11 protein-coding genes are annotated in these 17,338 nt (G+C 39.9%); 9 read left to right on the top strand and 2 right to left on the bottom strand.

The genetic code is table 11. The features are described 5' to 3' along the window. Positions 1–174 precede the first annotated feature (174 nt). Positions 175–2,829, top strand: coding sequence for an ATP-binding protein (locus FBB35_RS10710; protein WP_174709623.1), 2,655 nt, complete (start codon positions 175–177; stop codon positions 2,827–2,829). Positions 2,830–2,986: 157 nt separating this feature from the next. On the opposite strand, the gene FBB35_RS10705 is transcribed toward FBB35_RS10710, so the two are convergent. Further along, on the bottom strand, positions 2,987–3,691 hold the full coding sequence (locus FBB35_RS10705; RefSeq protein ID WP_174709622.1) for a DevA family ABC transporter ATP-binding protein: 705 nt from the start codon (positions 3,689–3,691) through the stop codon (positions 2,987–2,989). 146 nt (positions 3,692–3,837) lie between these two features. After that, the gene (locus FBB35_RS10700) at positions 3,838–5,166 is read right to left on the bottom strand and encodes a calcium-binding protein (RefSeq protein WP_174709621.1); all 1,329 of its coding nucleotides are present in this window, start codon (positions 5,164–5,166) and stop codon (positions 3,838–3,840) included. Positions 5,167–6,189: 1,023 nt separating this feature from the next. On the opposite strand from FBB35_RS10700, the gene FBB35_RS10695 reads away from it, so the two are divergent. The 8 genes from FBB35_RS10695 to FBB35_RS10660 all read left to right on the top strand — a co-directional run bounded on the left by FBB35_RS10695 (position 6,190) and on the right by FBB35_RS10660 (position 17,273). Next, positions 6,190–7,947, top strand: a complete 1,758-nt coding sequence (locus FBB35_RS10695) for a class I SAM-dependent methyltransferase (protein WP_174709620.1) — start codon at positions 6,190–6,192, stop codon at positions 7,945–7,947. A 96-nt stretch (positions 7,948–8,043) separates the two neighbouring features. Continuing rightward, complete coding sequence (locus FBB35_RS10690) at positions 8,044–12,726, top strand: type I polyketide synthase (RefSeq protein WP_174709619.1); 4,683 nt, start codon at positions 8,044–8,046, stop codon at positions 12,724–12,726. A gap of 20 nt (positions 12,727–12,746) precedes the next feature. Continuing rightward, a complete protein-coding gene (locus FBB35_RS10685; protein WP_174709618.1) occupies positions 12,747–12,998 on the top strand; it encodes a hypothetical protein in 252 nt (83 codons plus the stop codon). Positions 12,999–13,161: 163 nt separating this feature from the next. Next, positions 13,162–13,929: a thioesterase II family protein gene (locus FBB35_RS10680; RefSeq protein WP_174709617.1), complete on the top strand. Its 768-nt coding sequence runs from the start codon at positions 13,162–13,164 to the stop codon at positions 13,927–13,929. 15 nt (positions 13,930–13,944) lie between these two features. Then, complete coding sequence (locus tag FBB35_RS10675) at positions 13,945–14,175, top strand: acyl carrier protein (protein WP_174709616.1); 231 nt, start codon at positions 13,945–13,947, stop codon at positions 14,173–14,175. A 50-nt stretch (positions 14,176–14,225) separates the two neighbouring features. After that, positions 14,226–15,161 carry a thiamine pyrophosphate-dependent dehydrogenase E1 component subunit alpha gene (locus FBB35_RS10670; protein WP_174709615.1) on the top strand — a complete coding sequence of 312 codons (936 nt, stop codon included), beginning with the start codon at positions 14,226–14,228 and terminating at the stop codon, positions 15,159–15,161. Then, positions 15,146–16,177 carry an alpha-ketoacid dehydrogenase subunit beta gene (locus FBB35_RS10665; protein ID WP_174709614.1) on the top strand — a complete coding sequence of 344 codons (1,032 nt, stop codon included), beginning with the start codon at positions 15,146–15,148 and terminating at the stop codon, positions 16,175–16,177. Before FBB35_RS10670 ends, FBB35_RS10665 begins: the two co-directional genes overlap by 16 nt. Beyond that, positions 16,170–17,273, top strand: coding sequence for a 2-oxo acid dehydrogenase subunit E2 (locus FBB35_RS10660; RefSeq protein WP_174709613.1), 1,104 nt, complete (start codon positions 16,170–16,172; stop codon positions 17,271–17,273). The genes FBB35_RS10665 and FBB35_RS10660 overlap by 8 nt, the downstream gene beginning before the upstream one ends. Positions 17,274–17,338: the final 65 nt, after the last annotated feature.

Below are 17,338 nucleotides of genomic sequence, written 5' to 3'. Positions count from 1 at the left end.
CTTTCGATGAAATTCACATTGCAGTGAAAATCACAGGTTAAAGTTTTGTTCTTTTACCAGAAGTGGTATATTGGCACTTGACTTGACCGAGTACAAACTATGCATAAGCCCGCAGGCTCAGAGAAGTCGAGGTGTTGTACTCACTACTACACGATAGAAAGGGAGAGTGGGCTTATGAACAAAAATACTGGGCAAAATGGTGTTTTTTCCCTATTTAAAGGTGTACCTCTACGTCGTATTCTGGTAGCGTTGTTTGTGCTGCAAATCTTCTTAACTGTGGGATTGACTGCATACTTATCAATCCGCAATGGGCAAATGGCAGTCAATGAGGTAGCTAGCGAGTTGCGTTATGAAGTCGCTAATCGAGTAGAGCAAAATTTACAGGCTTATCTCTCAACTCCGCGTCAAGTACTGCGCGGTAATCAAAATATCATTGACATCGGGTTACTGAAGATGGAAAATCTGGCAACCTGGGAGTCATATTTAATCAAGCAGTTAGAGATTTTTCCTGATGCTGTTGTTTTAACGGCAAGTAACGAACAGCAAGAACATTTAGGGGTAGAAAAGCTCAACGATCGCCAATATTTACTCAGAAAAGCCGATAAGTCAACTGGTTACGACCTTTACACCTACAAAATCGACTCTCTTGGTCAACGTACCCAACTACCAGAGGTAATCAAAAACTATGATGCGCGATCGCGTCCTAATTATCAAGCAGCAGTTACTGCCAAAAAATTCAGCTTTAGTCAGATTTTTACATCCATCACCGAACCAACGCTTCTAATTAGTGCATCTCAACCTATATATGACTCCCAAGGTGAGTTACTCGGTGTCAATAGCACTCTAACTCACGTATCACAAATTGGGGATTTGCTACAAAATATTAAAGTTGGCAAGTCTGGACAAGTTTTTATTATCGAGCGATCGGGGCTATTAGTCGCAAGTTCCACAACCGAAGAACCATTCCGCCTCCAAAATGGTAAACCGATTAGGTTGGCAGCTTCTCAAAGCGGCAATGCTTTTACTCAAGCCAGCGCTAAATATTTAGAAACTAAATTTAGTAACTTTGACCAGATTCAGAGTTTACAGCAACTAGATTTCTCTTTTAATGGAAAACGACAATTTTTAGAAATTAGACCGTTACAGGGCGAACCAAATGTCAACTGGTTAATTGTAGTAGCTGTCCCAGAAGCAGACTTTATGGGACAAATAGATCGCAACACTCAAACTACAATTTTTCTCTGTTTGGGAGCATTAGGATTAGCTACTTTATTAGGAATTATCGCCGCCCGTTGGATAACTCAGCCAATTCTCTACTTCAGCACGGCAACAAAAGATTTAACCGATTTTACCAAGGTTGAAGACTCAGTGGCGATCCAAGGCATTAAAGAAGTAGAGGTGCTGGGTGAATCTTTCAACGAGATGATGCAGCATTTACGTAAAACCTTTACTGCACAGATTACTAAAAATGAAGAGTTAGAATTGCAAGTTAAGCAGCGAACTCAAGAATTACAGCAAGAGATTCAAGTACATATTAACAGCGAGCGAAAACTGAAACAGCATAATCGAGCGTTGGCAGAATTAACAAATCACAAGGCAATTTCAGAAGGAAATCTAGAAACGGCATTTAAAGTCATCGCTGAAAAAGCTGCCAATGCTTTAGAGGTAGAACGAGTAAGCGTGTGGTTATTTAATAACGAACGCACCAAACTACAATGTATAAATCTCTATGAACGTAGCAATCAGAAACATTCAGCAGGTTTAGAACGCGATCGCGCAGATTATCCCATTTACTTTAAATCCCTGACATCTGCCCGCATCATGGCTGTCACCGATACTCGCACCGATTTACGGATACAAGAATTATGGGATGAATTGCTAGAAACAAAGAATATTGTATCCCTAATTAATACCTCCATTTGGGTTGGGGGCGAAGTGGTGGGAACAGTATTGTATGAACAGATTGATATTCCTCGGACATGGGAAGTGAGTGAGCAAAACTTCGTTAGCTCAATAGCTGAATTTGTTGCTCTAACTTTAGAAGTCTGCGATGTCTACGACAAGCTTCGCTTACGCAAAAATGCAGAATCCGCTCTGCGTGAGGCTCAAGAAGCTGCCGAAGTTGCAAATCGTGCCAAAAAGACCTTTTTAATAAATATGAGCCAAGAACTAAGGACTCCCTTAAGCTCTATTCTTGAGATTGCAGAAGCACTCCAAAATGAAGTCTACGGTACTGTAACCGCAGAACAGCGCCAGTTCTTAAATCTCCTCGAATCGAGCGGTAAGAATTTACTAGAATTGATTAACCAAATCCTTGAGCTTACCGACATTGAATCTAGCAAGATAGAACTGCAACTAGCGGCTACTTCGATTCCAGAATTATGTGACTCTAGTCTCAGTTTCGTCAAAAATTTAGCGTTACAAAAAAATATTCAACTGAGTCTACAAATCCCTGAAGAACTTGAATCCATCCAAGTTGATGAGCGTCGTATCCGCCAGGTATTTATCAACCTGTTGAGCAATGCTATCAAATTTACTCACGACGGAGGCAAAGTTTGGATTGAAGTCCAGCCAAATTCCACAAATGAATATATCTTTTTTAGCGTGGTAGATACAGGTATTGGTATGCTTTCCGATGACCTTTTCCGATTATTTCAACCTTTTATCCAAGTTGAAAATGCCTCTACTCGTCGTTCCGCAGGTACGGGTTTAGGATTGGTGATAGTGCAAAAAATCGTCGAGTTACACGGTGGTACTGTCCACGCCGAAAGTCAGTTAGGGAAAGGTAGTCGATTTACAGTTAAACTTCCATGGAAAAAAGTAAAGTAATAGTCAAATTACCCTTCTTAATCCCCCTTTGACAAGCTATCCATTAGTCACATCTTTACTTAACAAAAGCAAAAAGCTAATTCTCAACAGGATTGGAGACGATGATGACAATAGGAGGACTAGACAAACAGCCTATTTTGTCTCCCCGTCAGACTAGTCACACATACGTTTGCCCTAGTTGAACTCTCGTTAATAGGCCATCTTCCATTTCTATGATGCGATCAGCTATGTCTAAAATGCGGTTGTCATGTGTGACTAACAAGATAGTAGTTCCCTGATTTTTAGCTAGGCTCTGCATTATTTTTACGATATCGCGTCCTGATTGTTTATCTAATGCAGCCGTTGGTTCGTCTGCTAGCACTAAGGGAGGACAATTTACTAAGGCGCGGGCGATCGCAATTCTTTGTTTTTGACCACCAGAAAGATTATCTGGATAATAATTAATTCTTTCTTCTAAACCAACAGCTTGCAGCATCATTTCTGATTTAGCTACTGCTTCTGTTTGAGAAATGCAATCGTTTAATTCTAATGCCATTTGCACGTTTTGCTTGGCAGTCAAAAACCCCAACAAATTGTGAGATTGAAAAATATAACCGATGTTACGTCGCATCTGCACCAGTTTATTTTGACTAACACCAGACAGTTCTTCACCTAAAAATTTCAAACTTCCTTCTTGTACAGACCGTAAACCACCAATCAAGCTCAGTAATGTTGTTTTTCCTGAACCTGATGGCCCAGTCATAATTACAATTTCACCAGAATAAACTTTTAGGTTAATATCAAATAAAATTTGTTTTCTCAGCGCATTTTTCCCATAGTAATGATTGAGATTTTGAATTATAATTACAGCTTCTTGTCTCATTATAAATTTGACAATATTTAGTATAAATGATGTATCAATAGAACATATTGGTTAATGTTCTAGCGATACATCTGAATGATTCTTTGGATTTTACATTAACACCAACAGATAATACAGTACCTGATTAGTGTAAAAAGAGAGATCAACTATGCAATGAAATCTGTTGCTGTCAGACTACTAGCTTGAATACGATCAACAACTGCTAAAGGTGGTTCACTGCTACCAGCGATCGCAATTAAAACGTTACCACCAGTTTGGATTAAAGACAGTTGTCCGAAGCTAATTTGATCGGGTAACTTAATGTGATCTACTCCTTTCTGGAAGTCAAATATTTGGTCAAATCTAGCACCTCTACCTAAGATAAAAGTATCGTGTCCAGATCCACCACTAAGCAGGTTGAAACCTAAACCACCATCGAGTAAATCATTACCTTCATCGCCGTTGAGAACATCGTTATCTGCACCTGCAAATAGTTGGTCATTGCCAAGACCACCATTGAGTAGGTCATCACCGGTATCTCCAACAATAGTATCGTTACCCCAACCACCATTGAGGAAATCACCCCCAACACCACCATTTACATAATCGTTACCGAGATCACCATTAATAAAGTCACCGCCTTCGTCACCAAATAAGCGATCGTTACCTGTGCCACCGTTGATCACATCATTGCTCAGTCCGCCTTGGATAATATCGTTACCAAAACCTCCGTTGAGAAAATCGCTACCATCTGTGCCAACGGTTTGCGGGTTTGCAACGCCAACGCTAGGAATGTCTTGTGAAAGTGGTGATTCGTGTTGAGAGTAAAGTTCGGCATTGCTAACTTGTACAAAATTAGCTGATGTGAACTGATCGGGACTAACAAAAGCTACAAGCGCCAATAACTCACCTGTTGCAGCCACAGAAATCAAGGAGCTAGGACCAACCGCCTCTATCTTGATCTGATTGAAAGTTAAGCCGCCAGCTAAACCAATAAAGTCATCGGTGGGGTTAAAGTCAACAAAAGAGTCTACCCCCTCACCTGCTTTAGCTACAAAGCGATCGCGCCCTTCTGCACCAAAAAGTACGTCGTTACCAGCACCACCATAGAGCAGATCGTCATCAGCAGCACCAAATAGACCATCATTACCTGATCCACCCAACAGGGTGTCGTCACCACCACCCCCACCTACAAGGTCATTACCACTACCCCCAGAGACAAAATCGTCTTCATCGTTAGGTAAACGTAAAAAGAAATCATTGCCGGCTCCGCCAAAGAGAACATCTTGACCTAAAGAACCAACAATAAAATCATTACCCAGTCCACCGACTATTAAATCATTGCCATTACTACCATTAAGTAGGTCATTACTCGCCGTACCTATAAGTACTGAACTTGGGATGTGCAATCCTGTGACTTGATAATAAATATTTAGCAGACTATCTTGACCACCAAGGATGTTGGAATCAAAAAGATGAGGCAATGGTCTTGACATATTTTTGGTTAGGTATTTCTGAGAGTTTTATAAACTATGAAAAAGCAGCAACAGTCCTTATAGCTAAAACTCAACAAGTTATGAAAAACTCCGTTGGTAAGCTTTAGCTAGGCTGTATATAGGAAATATCTGGTCAAATTTTGCAACTGATATAGTTACACGAATCTCAGAAAAGTTTTTGCATGAAGTGCAACGTTTTTAAGATTCTTCTCAGAATCATATAAATAAATGTATTTATAAAAAATTAAAATTTGTTTATCAACAGGTTAATTTTGATTGAATAATTGTTGATTTATTTGCATATATCAAATCTTGATAAAAAAGGATTAAATTTTGTTTATGTAATCATTAATTTTGAATGCTATTAAAATATAGAGCTTAAAATAAAAACGTGATTAAATTTTCTTATGTATAGGTAAAATTATAAAAAATATAAAATTCCTCTATCATTATGTGTGTATAATTTTTACGAATGGTGTAACTTGCTTGGACAAAGTGGATAAGTTCCACAGCTAACCATAAAAATTGCATTAAGAATCTACTTAATGTAGTCAGCAACAGCAATTCATTCTCAGTCTAAAAATACCTGCAAGATGTAGGTAATCTAAATTAGCTTATCTATAAAAGGAATTCATGAAAACCGCTTGGGAAAAGTCATTCAAAACTAAAATGTGCTTTAAGCAAAGGTATTGAACTCAATATTTAGGATAAGCTATAGGGTTATACTCCTTTAATTAACCGAGCATAAGGTCTGTGTTTCAGTAATCTTCAAAATTGGAATTTTTGATTAGCCAAATCATATCGCTTGTGGACTTTGTTCCCACGTATGTTTCTGTGCATAATCTGAGTAATAGCGCCGAAAACTGCAAGGAACTTCAACCATTCTGTTCTATTGCAAAAATGCTTTTGGATTTAGGTTTTTGCTAATTTAGTTAGCCATTAAATTAGTCAAAATACCTAGAACTATTGTTGGATTTAGGCAAGGTCAGTTACGCATAGTTGCTTTTAGGTGTATAAAGACTTATGCAATTAAGAGACAAGATTTTTGGCTGTGCAGTTTATACCAGAAGCGATATCCTCGACAAATTGTTTAGACCGAAAAATATTCCTGATTTGTCAGATGGAGACAGCGAAGAAAGAAAAGAACGTCTCTCAGTTCGGCGAACAATCTTTCTGCATCTAGATGGGATTGCCATAGGCCCAACTACAAATGCTCTACAGGAAAGAGGAGTCTTCTTCTTGTTTGAAGAAGGAAAAGTCGTACCCCTGAATCTAGTTCTGAAATATTTTCCGGGAAATATAGGCTATTTGAATGTTGCTTTGCGGTTAATGGTGTCGCAAGGATGGATGAAGTATCAAGAAATAGAGGGAGAACTCTTTTACACCTTGACTCGCAGAGGCAGCATAGCGTTAGGACTGTCATCAATTTATAAAGAGTTTGTTGCTTTTTTACCTACTCTGATTAATATCAATGACTATCTTTTTGGAGATTTAACTTTGTCGTTGCAGTCTAAATTAGCTGACGGCATGAATTTCTCCTCTCTGCTAGCAAGAGCTAAAAGACAGTGGGACTTGGTAGAAAGTACAGATGAAGATTATCAGTATGTGTGTTGTCAGATATTGCACCATCTCAATGGCTTATTGGTAGGCCCAACGATGGTATCTTTAGCAATGGCTAATGTGTTTGAGCAAATCGATCCCAAAACACACACACTTGATATTGAGCAGTTAACAGGTAATCAAAAACATTTACTTGAAGCTTTTGAAATCCTGGCTTTACAAGGCTGGGTTGTAATTCAAGGTCGTCAAGTTCAGTTCATCCGTACAGGCTTATATGCGATTTCTAGAGCCTACGCTTACGGAGTCACAGTTTCTTATTTACCAACATTTGAGAAGATTCCAGAACTGCTATTTGGCAATCCCGTTATTTTATCGGGACGAGATACTGATGGACATGAAACCCATGTGAATCGTCGAGTAAATATTTGGGGTAGCGGACTAGCTCATCAGACCTACTTCCAGAAGGTTGACGCGATTATTAGAGATATCTTTAACCGTCCTATTCACGAACAACCCAAAGGAATTGTAGATATGGGTTGTGGGGATGGTACATTCATGGAGCATATCTATCACGTCATTCAAAATCAGACTCTCAGAGGGAAATATCTCAATGAGAATCCCTTGATTATGGTCTGTGCTGATTATAATCAAGCCTCTCGTGAAGCTACTTACAAAAGACTCAAGGATTTGCAGTCGCCGATAAGCGTCATCTTTGGTGATATTAACGACCCAGACGACTTGGCAAAAGCAATACTCGCCAAATATGGAATACCATCTGACGAGTTTCTCCATGTCAGATCGTTTTTAGATCACAACCGTCCTTTTATCACTCCCAGACTGGGAAATATGGGCTGTGAATTGAGTTCTACAGGAGCTTTTGTTTGTAGGGGTCGAATGATTACAGCTAATGAACTCTTACAAAATTTATTAGAGCATTTACAGCGTTGGAAACCGCATATTGGGCGATTTGGTTTGTTAGTCCTAGACTTACATACGATTCCGCCAGCCCTAGCAGCAGCGAATATTGGGTATACCTTAGCCACAGCTTATGATGCGACTCATGGTTATACAGATCAATATCCGATTGAATTGAATCAATTTATTGCTGCGGCAAAATTAGCTGGATTAACTCCTGATCCCCGCTACCAAGCCAAGTTTCCACCCAATGATTTGGCTACAGTTAGTCTCAATTTATTTGTGCCATTCGGAAGTGGGGAGTAGTGAGTTACATTCTGACTAGATTGTTGGAAATACGAACTCCAAAGGATACGAAGAGTTCATCAGGTCATACTGCAAAATCAAGTAGGTGGATTAGAGTTGTCTAATAACTTTAACGAAAAAGCGATCGCCATTATCGGGATGTCGGGACGTTTCCCCAAAGCAAACAACCTGGATGAATACTGGCAAAATCTCAAAAATGGGGTTGAATGTATCTCATTTTTTAGCGATGAGGAATTAGCGGCGGAAGGTGTAGATGCTTCTACCCTCAACGATCCCAAGTATGTCAAAGCCAGTCCGATGATTGACAATGTGGAATACTTCGATGCCGGATTCTTTGGCTATTCACCTAGAGAAGCCAAACTCATCGATCCTCAACATCGTGTATTTCTAGAGTGTGCTTGGGAAGCCCTCGAAGATGCTGGGTGTGACCCTGAGAACTATGAAAGCCCCATCGGTTTTTATGCGGGTGCAAGTATTAATACTTACATATTGGATTGTATTTTAGGCGATCGCTTGCGTCCTAAACTTGATTTTGAAAGTTTCTTGGAAACCTTCGTTGGTAGTGACAAAGACTTTCTCACCAGTCGCGTATCTTACAGGTTAAATTTGACAGGGCCTAGTGTCACAGTCCAAACAGCTTGTTCCACTTCCTTAGTTGCAGTACATTTAGCTTGTCAAGGCTTGTTGAATGGCGACTGCGATATGGCTTTGGCTGGAGCAATTTCCGTCAGAGTACCTCATCGTGCTGGTTATTACTATCGTGGTGGTGGTATTGTTTCTCCTGATGGACATTGCCGCGCCTTTGATGCCGAGGCTGGGGGGACTGTTTTCGGTAGCGGTGGCGGCATTGTCGTTTTGAAGAAGTTAGCGAATGCTTTAGAAGATGGCGATCGCATTCACGCTATCATTCGAGCCACAGCAATTAACAATGATGGTGCCCTCAAAACCAGTTACACTGCACCAGGGGTAATCGGACAGAAAAACGCCATCATTGATGCTCTATCCAAAGCTGGCATTAGCCCTGAAACCATCTCATACATCGAAGCTCACGGTACCGGTACACCCATTGGCGACCCCATCGAAATCGATGCCTTAACCCAGGCATTTCACACGCAAACTCAAAAACAGGGATTTTGTGCGATCGGTTCGGTCAAGCCAAATATCGGTCATTTGGATGTAGCATCGGGTATGGCTGGACTAATCAAGCTAATTCTGGCTTTGAAACACCAGCAGATACCACCAAGTATTAACTTTAACCAACCAAATCCCCGCATTGACTTTGCTAGTAGTCCCTTTTACGTCAATACTAAACTCTCACCTTGGCAAACCAATCAAATCCCCCGCCGCGCTGGAGTTACAGCCCTTGGACTGGGAGGGACTAATGCTCATGCGATTCTTGAAGAAGCGCCAACGGGGGATAGGGTCAAAGATGAGGATGATGGGTATTTTTTACTACCTATTTCAGCCAGGAGTTCAGAAGCTTTAAAGTGTTTAGCAAAGTCATATCAAGACTTTCTTAGTACTCAAGGAGAAACTCTACGAGACATTTGCTACACCGCCAGCGTCCGCCGCAGTCATCATACTCATCGCCTGAGCTTGTTAACTCGTTCGCGCAACGAACTATCCCAGTTACTAGAAACATACCTCCAGGGAGAACTACATTCCCAGATTACAACGGGTATCCAAACTCCAGATCGTCAGCATCTACCGATTTTTATCTTCCCTGGACAAGGTTCTCAGTGGTTGGGTATGGGGCGCAAGTTATTGCAGCAAGAACCTGTATTTAAGGCTGTTATAGTTCAGTGTGACGAAGCTATCAGTCAGTATACAAATTGGTCATTACTGGAACAATTGATGCTTGACGAGGCGAACTCGCGTTTAACAGAAATCGACGTTATCCAACCGACCTTATTTGCCGTTGAGATAGCCTTAGCAACGCTTTGGCAATCGTGGGGGATTAAACCTGCGGCTGTCGTCGGTCATAGTATGGGAGAAGTAGCAGCAGCTTATATTGCAGGTGCTTTAAACTTAGACGATGCCGCCAAGATTATCTGTAAGCGCAGCCAAGTAATTAAACGGGTCAGTGGTCAGGGTGCAATGGCTGTGGTTGGTTTATCTTTGGAACAAGCACAAAAGGTGATAGTTGGCTATGAAGACTGCGTATCTGTAGCCGTGAGCAATGGCCCGACATCCACTGTTTTATCAGGCGATCCCAAGGCGATAGAAAGTATTCTGGGAAATTTACAAGCCAAAAATATTTTTTGCCGCTTAGTGAAAGTAGATGTCGCTTCCCACAGTCCGCAAATGGAACCTTTACAAGACGAACTGCGGCAACTTTTACAAGGAATTCAACCCCAAGCAGCAACTATCCCCATCTATTCCACAGTCACAGGTAAATTAATTGATGGTTTGGATTTAGATACCACCTATTGGGTAAAGAATTTACGCGAGCCTGTACTGTTCTCGACGGCTATTCAAAGCTTGATAGGTGAAGGACATGAGGTTTTTCTAGAAATTAGCCCCCATCCAATTTTAACCACAGCCATCGAGCAAGGACTCCAGTATAGCGATCGCCAAGGTGTTGTACTTCCTTCCCTCAAACGCAACGAAGATGAATTAGCTGTGATGCTCAATTCCCTTGGTGCGATATATACTGCGGGATATCCTGTAAATTGGCGCAAACTCTATCCCGACGGTGGAAACCACATCCAGCTACCCACTTATCCCTGGCAACGTCAGCGATACTGGTTAGATAGAAAAATTGCCCGCAAAACGCCACCACCAGAAGAAACGAATAAATCTGCAATATCAGAAGAATGCACCGATTTGTTCTATGATCTAACTTGGCGGTTAAAACCACAACAAAATTCCACTAGTAAAAATAGCCAAGATAGTTTGTGGTTAATTTTTGGCGATCGTCAAGGTTTAGGAACTGCCTTAGCATCCCAATTACAGGCGCAAGGTGCAACTTGTCACTTTGTGATACCTGGCAATAGTTACAGCGAATCTTCACAAGGATATTTCACAATCAATCCTAGCGATCCTGAAGATTTGCAGCAACTAATCAAAGATGCAAAGGCAAGCAGTCAGCTACCTCTGCGGGGAATCGTGCATTTGTGGAGCCTGGATATTGCTTCTGCACAAGTCACCGAAACATCCTTGCAAGATGCCGAAAAGTTACTCTGCGGTAGCGTGCTGCACTTGATTCAAGCCTTGGTGAAAAATCCCCCGTCAGACTGGCCGCATTTATGGTTAGTCACGCAAAATACCCAACCAGTGAAATCTCCTCTCAATTCTCAGGCGCTACCCCAATCACTTTTATGGGGACTGGGAAGGGTGATAGCACTGGAACACCCAGAACTGTGGGGTGGTTTAGTTGACCTTGATAAGACCACCGCAGACCAAGCAGCCATACTGTTGGCAGAAATCCAAACACCCGACGGAGAGGATCAAATTGCTTGGCGTGATGGTCAAAGATATGTTGCACGTCTCGTCACCAGTACCGTGCCAAAGGCATTGAAGCCGTTAACAGAATTTAATGCCGATGGCACTTACTTAATCACAGGTGGTTTAGGAGGACTAGGTTTAAAGCTGGCAGCTTGGTTAGTCGCCAAAGGTGCAAGACACCTAGTTCTCACAGGTAGACAAGGATTGCCAGAGCGTTCTTTATGGGATACCTTACCGCCAGATGACAAGCACAAAAAGGCAATTACAGCCATTCAAACATTAGAATCCCAAGGTGCAACAGTCAACGTTGTGCAAGCGGATGTCAGCAACTTTAGTCATATGCAAGCTGTATTTGCCAGCAATACTCACTTGCGCGGCATCATCCATGCGGCTGGGATTTCTATTCCTCAAAGCTTGGCAGAGATGAGTTTAAGCACATATCAAAATGTATTAGCAGCCAAAGTTAGCGGTACTTGGATATTGCATCAATTGACTCAAAATCTCCACCTTGACTTTTTGATTTTGTTTTCCTCAGCCGCCGCCATCTGGGGTTCTAGCGGACTTGCGCCTTATGCGTCAGCAAACCACTTTTTGGATATTTTGGCTCATTATCGGCAAGGAAACAACTTACCAGCATTGAGTGTTAACTGGGGTAGTTGGGATGAGATAAACGTTGTTGCAGCTGAAGTTCAAAGCCTGTGGTCGCGTGTCGGGTTAAAACCGATGGCTGTCACACAAACCCTAGAAGCATTGAAGTTGTGTTTGCAATCAGGTGTGGTACAAAAAACAGTCGCAGATGTTGACTGGAGCATCTTTAAACCCACATTTGAAGTCAGACGACACAGACCCCTACTAGAAGAGTTGGGACAACCGCAAGAAAAACAAGAAAATAGCGCTGTAACCAAGTCAGAGCTATTGTTGCAGCTAGAGAAGAGTTTAGCAGGCGATCGCCACAACTTACTCATCACTCATCTGCAAATGATAGTGAGTGAGATTTTGGATCTCGACCCAGAAAATCCTCCCGAAAACCAGCAAGGATTTTTCCAAATGGGTATGGATTCTCTCATGTCTATCCAACTAAAAAATCGGCTAGAAGCAAGTTTAAACCATCCCCTACCTTCAACCCTAGCTTTTGATTATCCCAACATTGAAATGCTAGCTAACTATCTAACACAAGAAGTACTAGCTCCAATTTTAGATCAACATCTTGAAACAACCCAAGATACACCTATACAGCCAACATCACAAAATCAAAGCAATAGCTTAGATGAGCTTTTCTTGCAAATAGAATCGCTTTCCGAAGACGCAGTAACACAGTTATTTTTGAACTAGTTTTTTCAGGATAAAAATCAATGTCTATTATCTATACCGTTTTAGATAACATCTCTCAAATGTCAGGAATCAAAAAAATCTTAGCGATTCTCAGCACGTTTTTCATTGTGTCAATTTTGATTACAGGTTTATACCTGCTCTTTAGAACGTATAATCAAGTAGGCTTAACTTCCATCATGTTAATTTACTTTATTTTGATGCCTCGCGATTCTTTTCTTGAACGAAAAGAAATGAAAAAAATGGAAAAGCGAATGAATACAGTCAAAGCCTAAACAATCTGGGATTTTAGATTGACCCCATACCTGTTAGCGCAGTGTTTTCCCAGGATAAATTGGGTCTTGTTTCAGACTTTTGATATTTTAAGTTTGGAATTTTCAATCTAAAATCCCAAATTCACTAAGAATCAAATACTCTCCCAAAAGTTTTATTTCAGCGATGACTGCTACTAAAGAATTTAACACCTGGATTTTTTCACCAAAACTCAATCCAAAAGCTAAACTTCGCTTCTTTTGCTTTCCTTATGCTGGGGGTGGTACTTCATTATTTCGAGATTGGGTTAACGGCTTACCTTCAGATGTAGAAGTATGCCAAGTTCTTCTTCCAGGACACGATACTCGCATCAAAGAAAAGCCATTTTCCCATCTTATTACCTTAATAGAAGCAATGGTTCCAGGGTTATTACCCTACCTGGATATGCCATTTGTTTTTTATGGTCATAGCATGGGAGCATTGCTGTGTTTTGAAGCGGCTCGTCGCCTTAGCAGACAACATAATTTAGAACCCAGACATTTATTTGTTTCTGGTAGCCGCGCTCCACAAACTCCATGTTTTCTAAAACCCACACATCATTTACCAGATAACTTATTTATTGATGAAATCAACAAGCGCTACAAAGCCATCCCCAAGGAGATTTTAAATAACCAAGAAATCATGCAGTTATTTTTGCCAGTTCTTAAAGCAGATTTTTCAATTATTGAAACTTATAAATATACTCCTGACTTACCATTAAATTGTTCTATTTCCGCCTTTGGTGGACTACAAGACGAAATGGTAAATATAGAAGATATTGCTGCATGGCAAAACCAAACATTTGGAAAATTTACCTTGCAGATGATTGAGGGAGAGCATTTTTTCATCAATCATAAAAAACAAGAAATACTGAAAGCTATATCTGAACAACTAGTAGAAACCTTAACAATTTAATTCCCAGAGGTACTTTTGGAAATCCTAACAGAAATTTTCTCAGATGTATTAAACATCTCCCCTTTAGAAATCACAGATCAACTCAGCCCCAATACTCTCAAAAATTGGAACAGTATGGCGCACATGAAGTTAGTAATGGCTATAGAAGAAGCCTACGATATAGTCTTCACAGTTGACGATGTGAAATCTGTAAAATCCTTCGCAGACGCTCGCCAAATTCTACTTCAAAAAGGGGTAGAATCCTAACCTCTAAAATTACCTTCTGCGTGAGCTTTTTCTACACCCCAGCATCAGCCATGAAACTTGATAGCCTCCCCCCAATCCGAGAAACTCAAAAACCAACTCCAATTTCAGATGATGACTTAGCAATCATACTGATGATTCGTCACTTTGAATTATCACTTTTAGAGCTATATTCTAGTGGTAAATTAAACGGTACAACCCATACCTGCCTCGGTCAAGAATACATCCCTGTAGCACTCAAAACAGTTTTAACTGATAGTGACTTTATCCTTAGCAATCATCGCGGACACGGTCATTACCTCGCAAGATTTGAAGATCCTGAAGGCTTGTTAGCAGAAATTATGGGCAAAGAAGGTGCAGTTTGTCATGGTGTAGGTGGAAGTCAACACATCTACAGAAAAAATTATTTATCTACAGGAATTCAAGGCGAAAGTTTGCCTGTAGCTGCTGGGATAGCCTTGCATTTACGTCGCCAAGGTAACTTCGGGATGGCTATAGTTCACATTGGCGATGGTACTTGGGGTGAAGGAGGAGTTTACGAAGCTCTGAATATTTCCCAATTGTGGGGTTTACCTGTTTTAGTAATTGTAGAAAATAACAAAATAGCTCAGTCTACTCCTACTCAACTGCAAATGGCAGGCACAATTGCAAGTCGTGTTCAAGGTTTTGGAATTAATTATTTAAAAGTAGACTCAATAGATATTAACGAGATTAGGACATTGATTAGCCCTCACATTCAAGCTGCTAGAACTAAATCTTTGCCTTTAGTAATTGAATTTGATACTAATCGAGTCGGACCCCATAGTAAAGGTGACGATACACGAGATATTCAAGAACTAAAAAGAATTCAAAAATGGGATTGGTACACAGTTTATCAGCAGCAATATTCCGACCAATTTGAGCGGATAGAGCTAAAAGTTAAAACTGAAATAAGTAGCTTGATTAGAGATGTTGAATCTAGAGAATTAGCACAATGGAAACTACTCTAAAGAGAACTGAGCGAGTTGTTGAGAATTTAAATCGTGCCCTACATCATATATTTGCTGTAGATCCTCAAGTTTTTTTGATTGGTGAAGATATCCTCGACCCTTATGGAGGAGCATTTAAAGTTGGCAAGGGATTATCTTCTAATTACCCAGATAGAGTTTTAACTACACCAATAAGTGAAGAAGCAATTGTGGGGATAGGTGGTGGTTTAGCTTTGTGTGGCAATAAACCTATTATCGAAATCATGTTTGGTGATTTCATTGCCTTGGGATTCGATCAGATTTTAAATTTTGCTTCCAAATCTGTATCAATGTATGGCACAAAATTAGACTTAAATATGATTGTTCGCTGTGCAGTGGGTGGTAACAGAGGATATGGCCCGACTCATAGCCAAAGTTTGCAAAAGCATTTTGTTGGTATTCCAAATTTATATTTATTTGAATTATCGCCATTGCATGATAATATTGCTGTGTTTGAAAAATTGGTTAATTTAACTTATCCTTGTATCTTTTTTGAAGATAAAGTACTCTATACTCAAAGAATTTATGCTGATGGATTGATTGACGATCTGTTTAGTTATGAGTTTTTAGATTCTGCCAAAAATTTCGCTAGAATTTATGCCGATAGTTTTGAAGAAAATAACTGCTTGCTAATTTCACCAGGGGGATTAGTACCAAGATGTTTAGCTGCGGCGCGGGAATTATTTATTGATTGGGAAATTGAAACTCAGATTATTGTTCCTAGTCAACTATATCCTTTTGAATTAGAAACCATCATAGATTTATTAGCAGATAGCACTCATATCTTTATTGTGGAAGATAGTGTAGCTGGCGGTACGTGGGGGAGTGAAGTTGCTCATCAAATCTACAGCAGCCTTTGGGGTAAATTAAAAAATCCTGTCAAATTGGTTCACTCAAAAAATAGTATTATTCCTTCTTCTGCTCATTTAGAGAAGCAGGTAATTGTGCAGAAAGAAGATATTTGCAATTCTGTCAAGGAAGCCGTATTATATGTATGAGATAATTCTGCCAAAATTTAATAATAATGATGAAAGCTATACGTTGTTATACTGGCTATTAGATGCAGGTAAGCCAGTAAATAAAGAAGAAGCGATCGCAGTATTTGAAACATCGAAAGCAGCCTTTGATTTAGAGAGTGAAGCAGAGGGTATTTTGCATACCTTACCTGAAGCTGGTGATGAATGCAAACCTGGAGATGTTATTGGATATCTATTTGAAACTGAAGCAGAAAGACAAGATTTTCTCAAAAACTCAGAAAAAAAAGCAAAGACAACGGATGATAAATCTTTAACTATTACCAAAGCTGCTCAAGAATTAATTGATAAACATAGTATTTCTGAAGAAAATCTCAGAAAATTAGGTAAGAATATTATTAAAAGGCCAGATATTGAAAAGTTAATTAGCGAACAGAGTCGAGATGAAGTTAAAGGTTTAGAAATATCTCGCCAACAAATGGCGATCGCCCGCGTAGTCACCCAGTCGCATACACAAATTCCCAAAGCATTTTTGTTGATGAAAATCTACTGCGATGCTACAAATCAAATGTTAAGTGATTATGGAGCAAAACATGATGTTATTATCGGCTTACCAGAACTATTAATTAAAATTACAGCTACTTTACTATCAGAATTTCCGTTTTTCTTTGGTAGTTTAATTGATGACAATAGATTCATGTCTGGAGAAGTGGCTAATATCGGAGTTACCCTTGATTTAGGTAAAGGTCTATTTATTCCTGTAATTAAAAATGTCGGTGAAATATCTTTAGCAGATATCGCCAATAAATTGATGGACTTTAGATTGAAAGCTATGCGCGGTCAGTTTAGTGAAGAAGAATTAAATCAGGGAAATATTTCTATTTCTATTAATATGGATCAAGATTCTCTGGTAACAATTCCTATAATTCTGCCTTCTCAGACTTGTATGTTATCTCTTGGAGGAATCCAGGAAGAACTTTATTTAGATTCTGAACAAAATGTCAATAATCGTAGTTATATAAATTTAGGGCTTGCTTACGACCACAGAGTTATTAATGGTCGAGAAGCTGCTCAATTCTTAACTAAAATTAAGACTAAAATTGAACAACCAAGTATATAAGTATCATTTGTGTCCATAGGTCGTTAATTTAATTCTTCATCCCAGCATCAGGGTAAAAACTAGGG

The sequence above is a fragment of the Nostoc sp. TCL240-02 genome, from assembly GCF_013343235.1.
Lineage (GTDB): Bacteria > Cyanobacteriota > Cyanobacteriia > Cyanobacteriales > Nostocaceae > Nostoc.
This window is presented reverse-complemented; position numbering and strand designations above follow the sequence as displayed.

What these genes read in the sequence shown, in the direction of transcription:
- FBB35_RS10695 (WP_174709620.1), top strand. Translation starts at nt 6,190, where the DNA reads ATGCAATTAAGAGACAAGATTTTTGGCTGTGCAGTTTATACCAGAAGC.
- FBB35_RS10705 (WP_174709622.1), bottom strand. Translation starts at nt 3,691, where the DNA reads ATGAGACAAGAAGCTGTAATTATAATTCAAAATCTCAATCATTACTAT.
- FBB35_RS10670 (WP_174709615.1), top strand. Translation starts at nt 14,226, where the DNA reads ATGAAACTTGATAGCCTCCCCCCAATCCGAGAAACTCAAAAACCAACT.
- FBB35_RS10700 (WP_174709621.1), bottom strand. Translation starts at nt 5,166, where the DNA reads ATGTCAAGACCATTGCCTCATCTTTTTGATTCCAACATCCTTGGTGGT.
- FBB35_RS10710 (WP_174709623.1), top strand. Translation starts at nt 175, where the DNA reads ATGAACAAAAATACTGGGCAAAATGGTGTTTTTTCCCTATTTAAAGGT.
- FBB35_RS10680 (WP_174709617.1), top strand. Translation starts at nt 13,162, where the DNA reads ATGACTGCTACTAAAGAATTTAACACCTGGATTTTTTCACCAAAACTC.
- FBB35_RS10685 (WP_174709618.1), top strand. Translation starts at nt 12,747, where the DNA reads ATGTCTATTATCTATACCGTTTTAGATAACATCTCTCAAATGTCAGGA.
- FBB35_RS10660 (WP_174709613.1), top strand. Translation starts at nt 16,170, where the DNA reads ATGTATGAGATAATTCTGCCAAAATTTAATAATAATGATGAAAGCTAT.
- FBB35_RS10665 (WP_174709614.1), top strand. Translation starts at nt 15,146, where the DNA reads ATGGAAACTACTCTAAAGAGAACTGAGCGAGTTGTTGAGAATTTAAAT.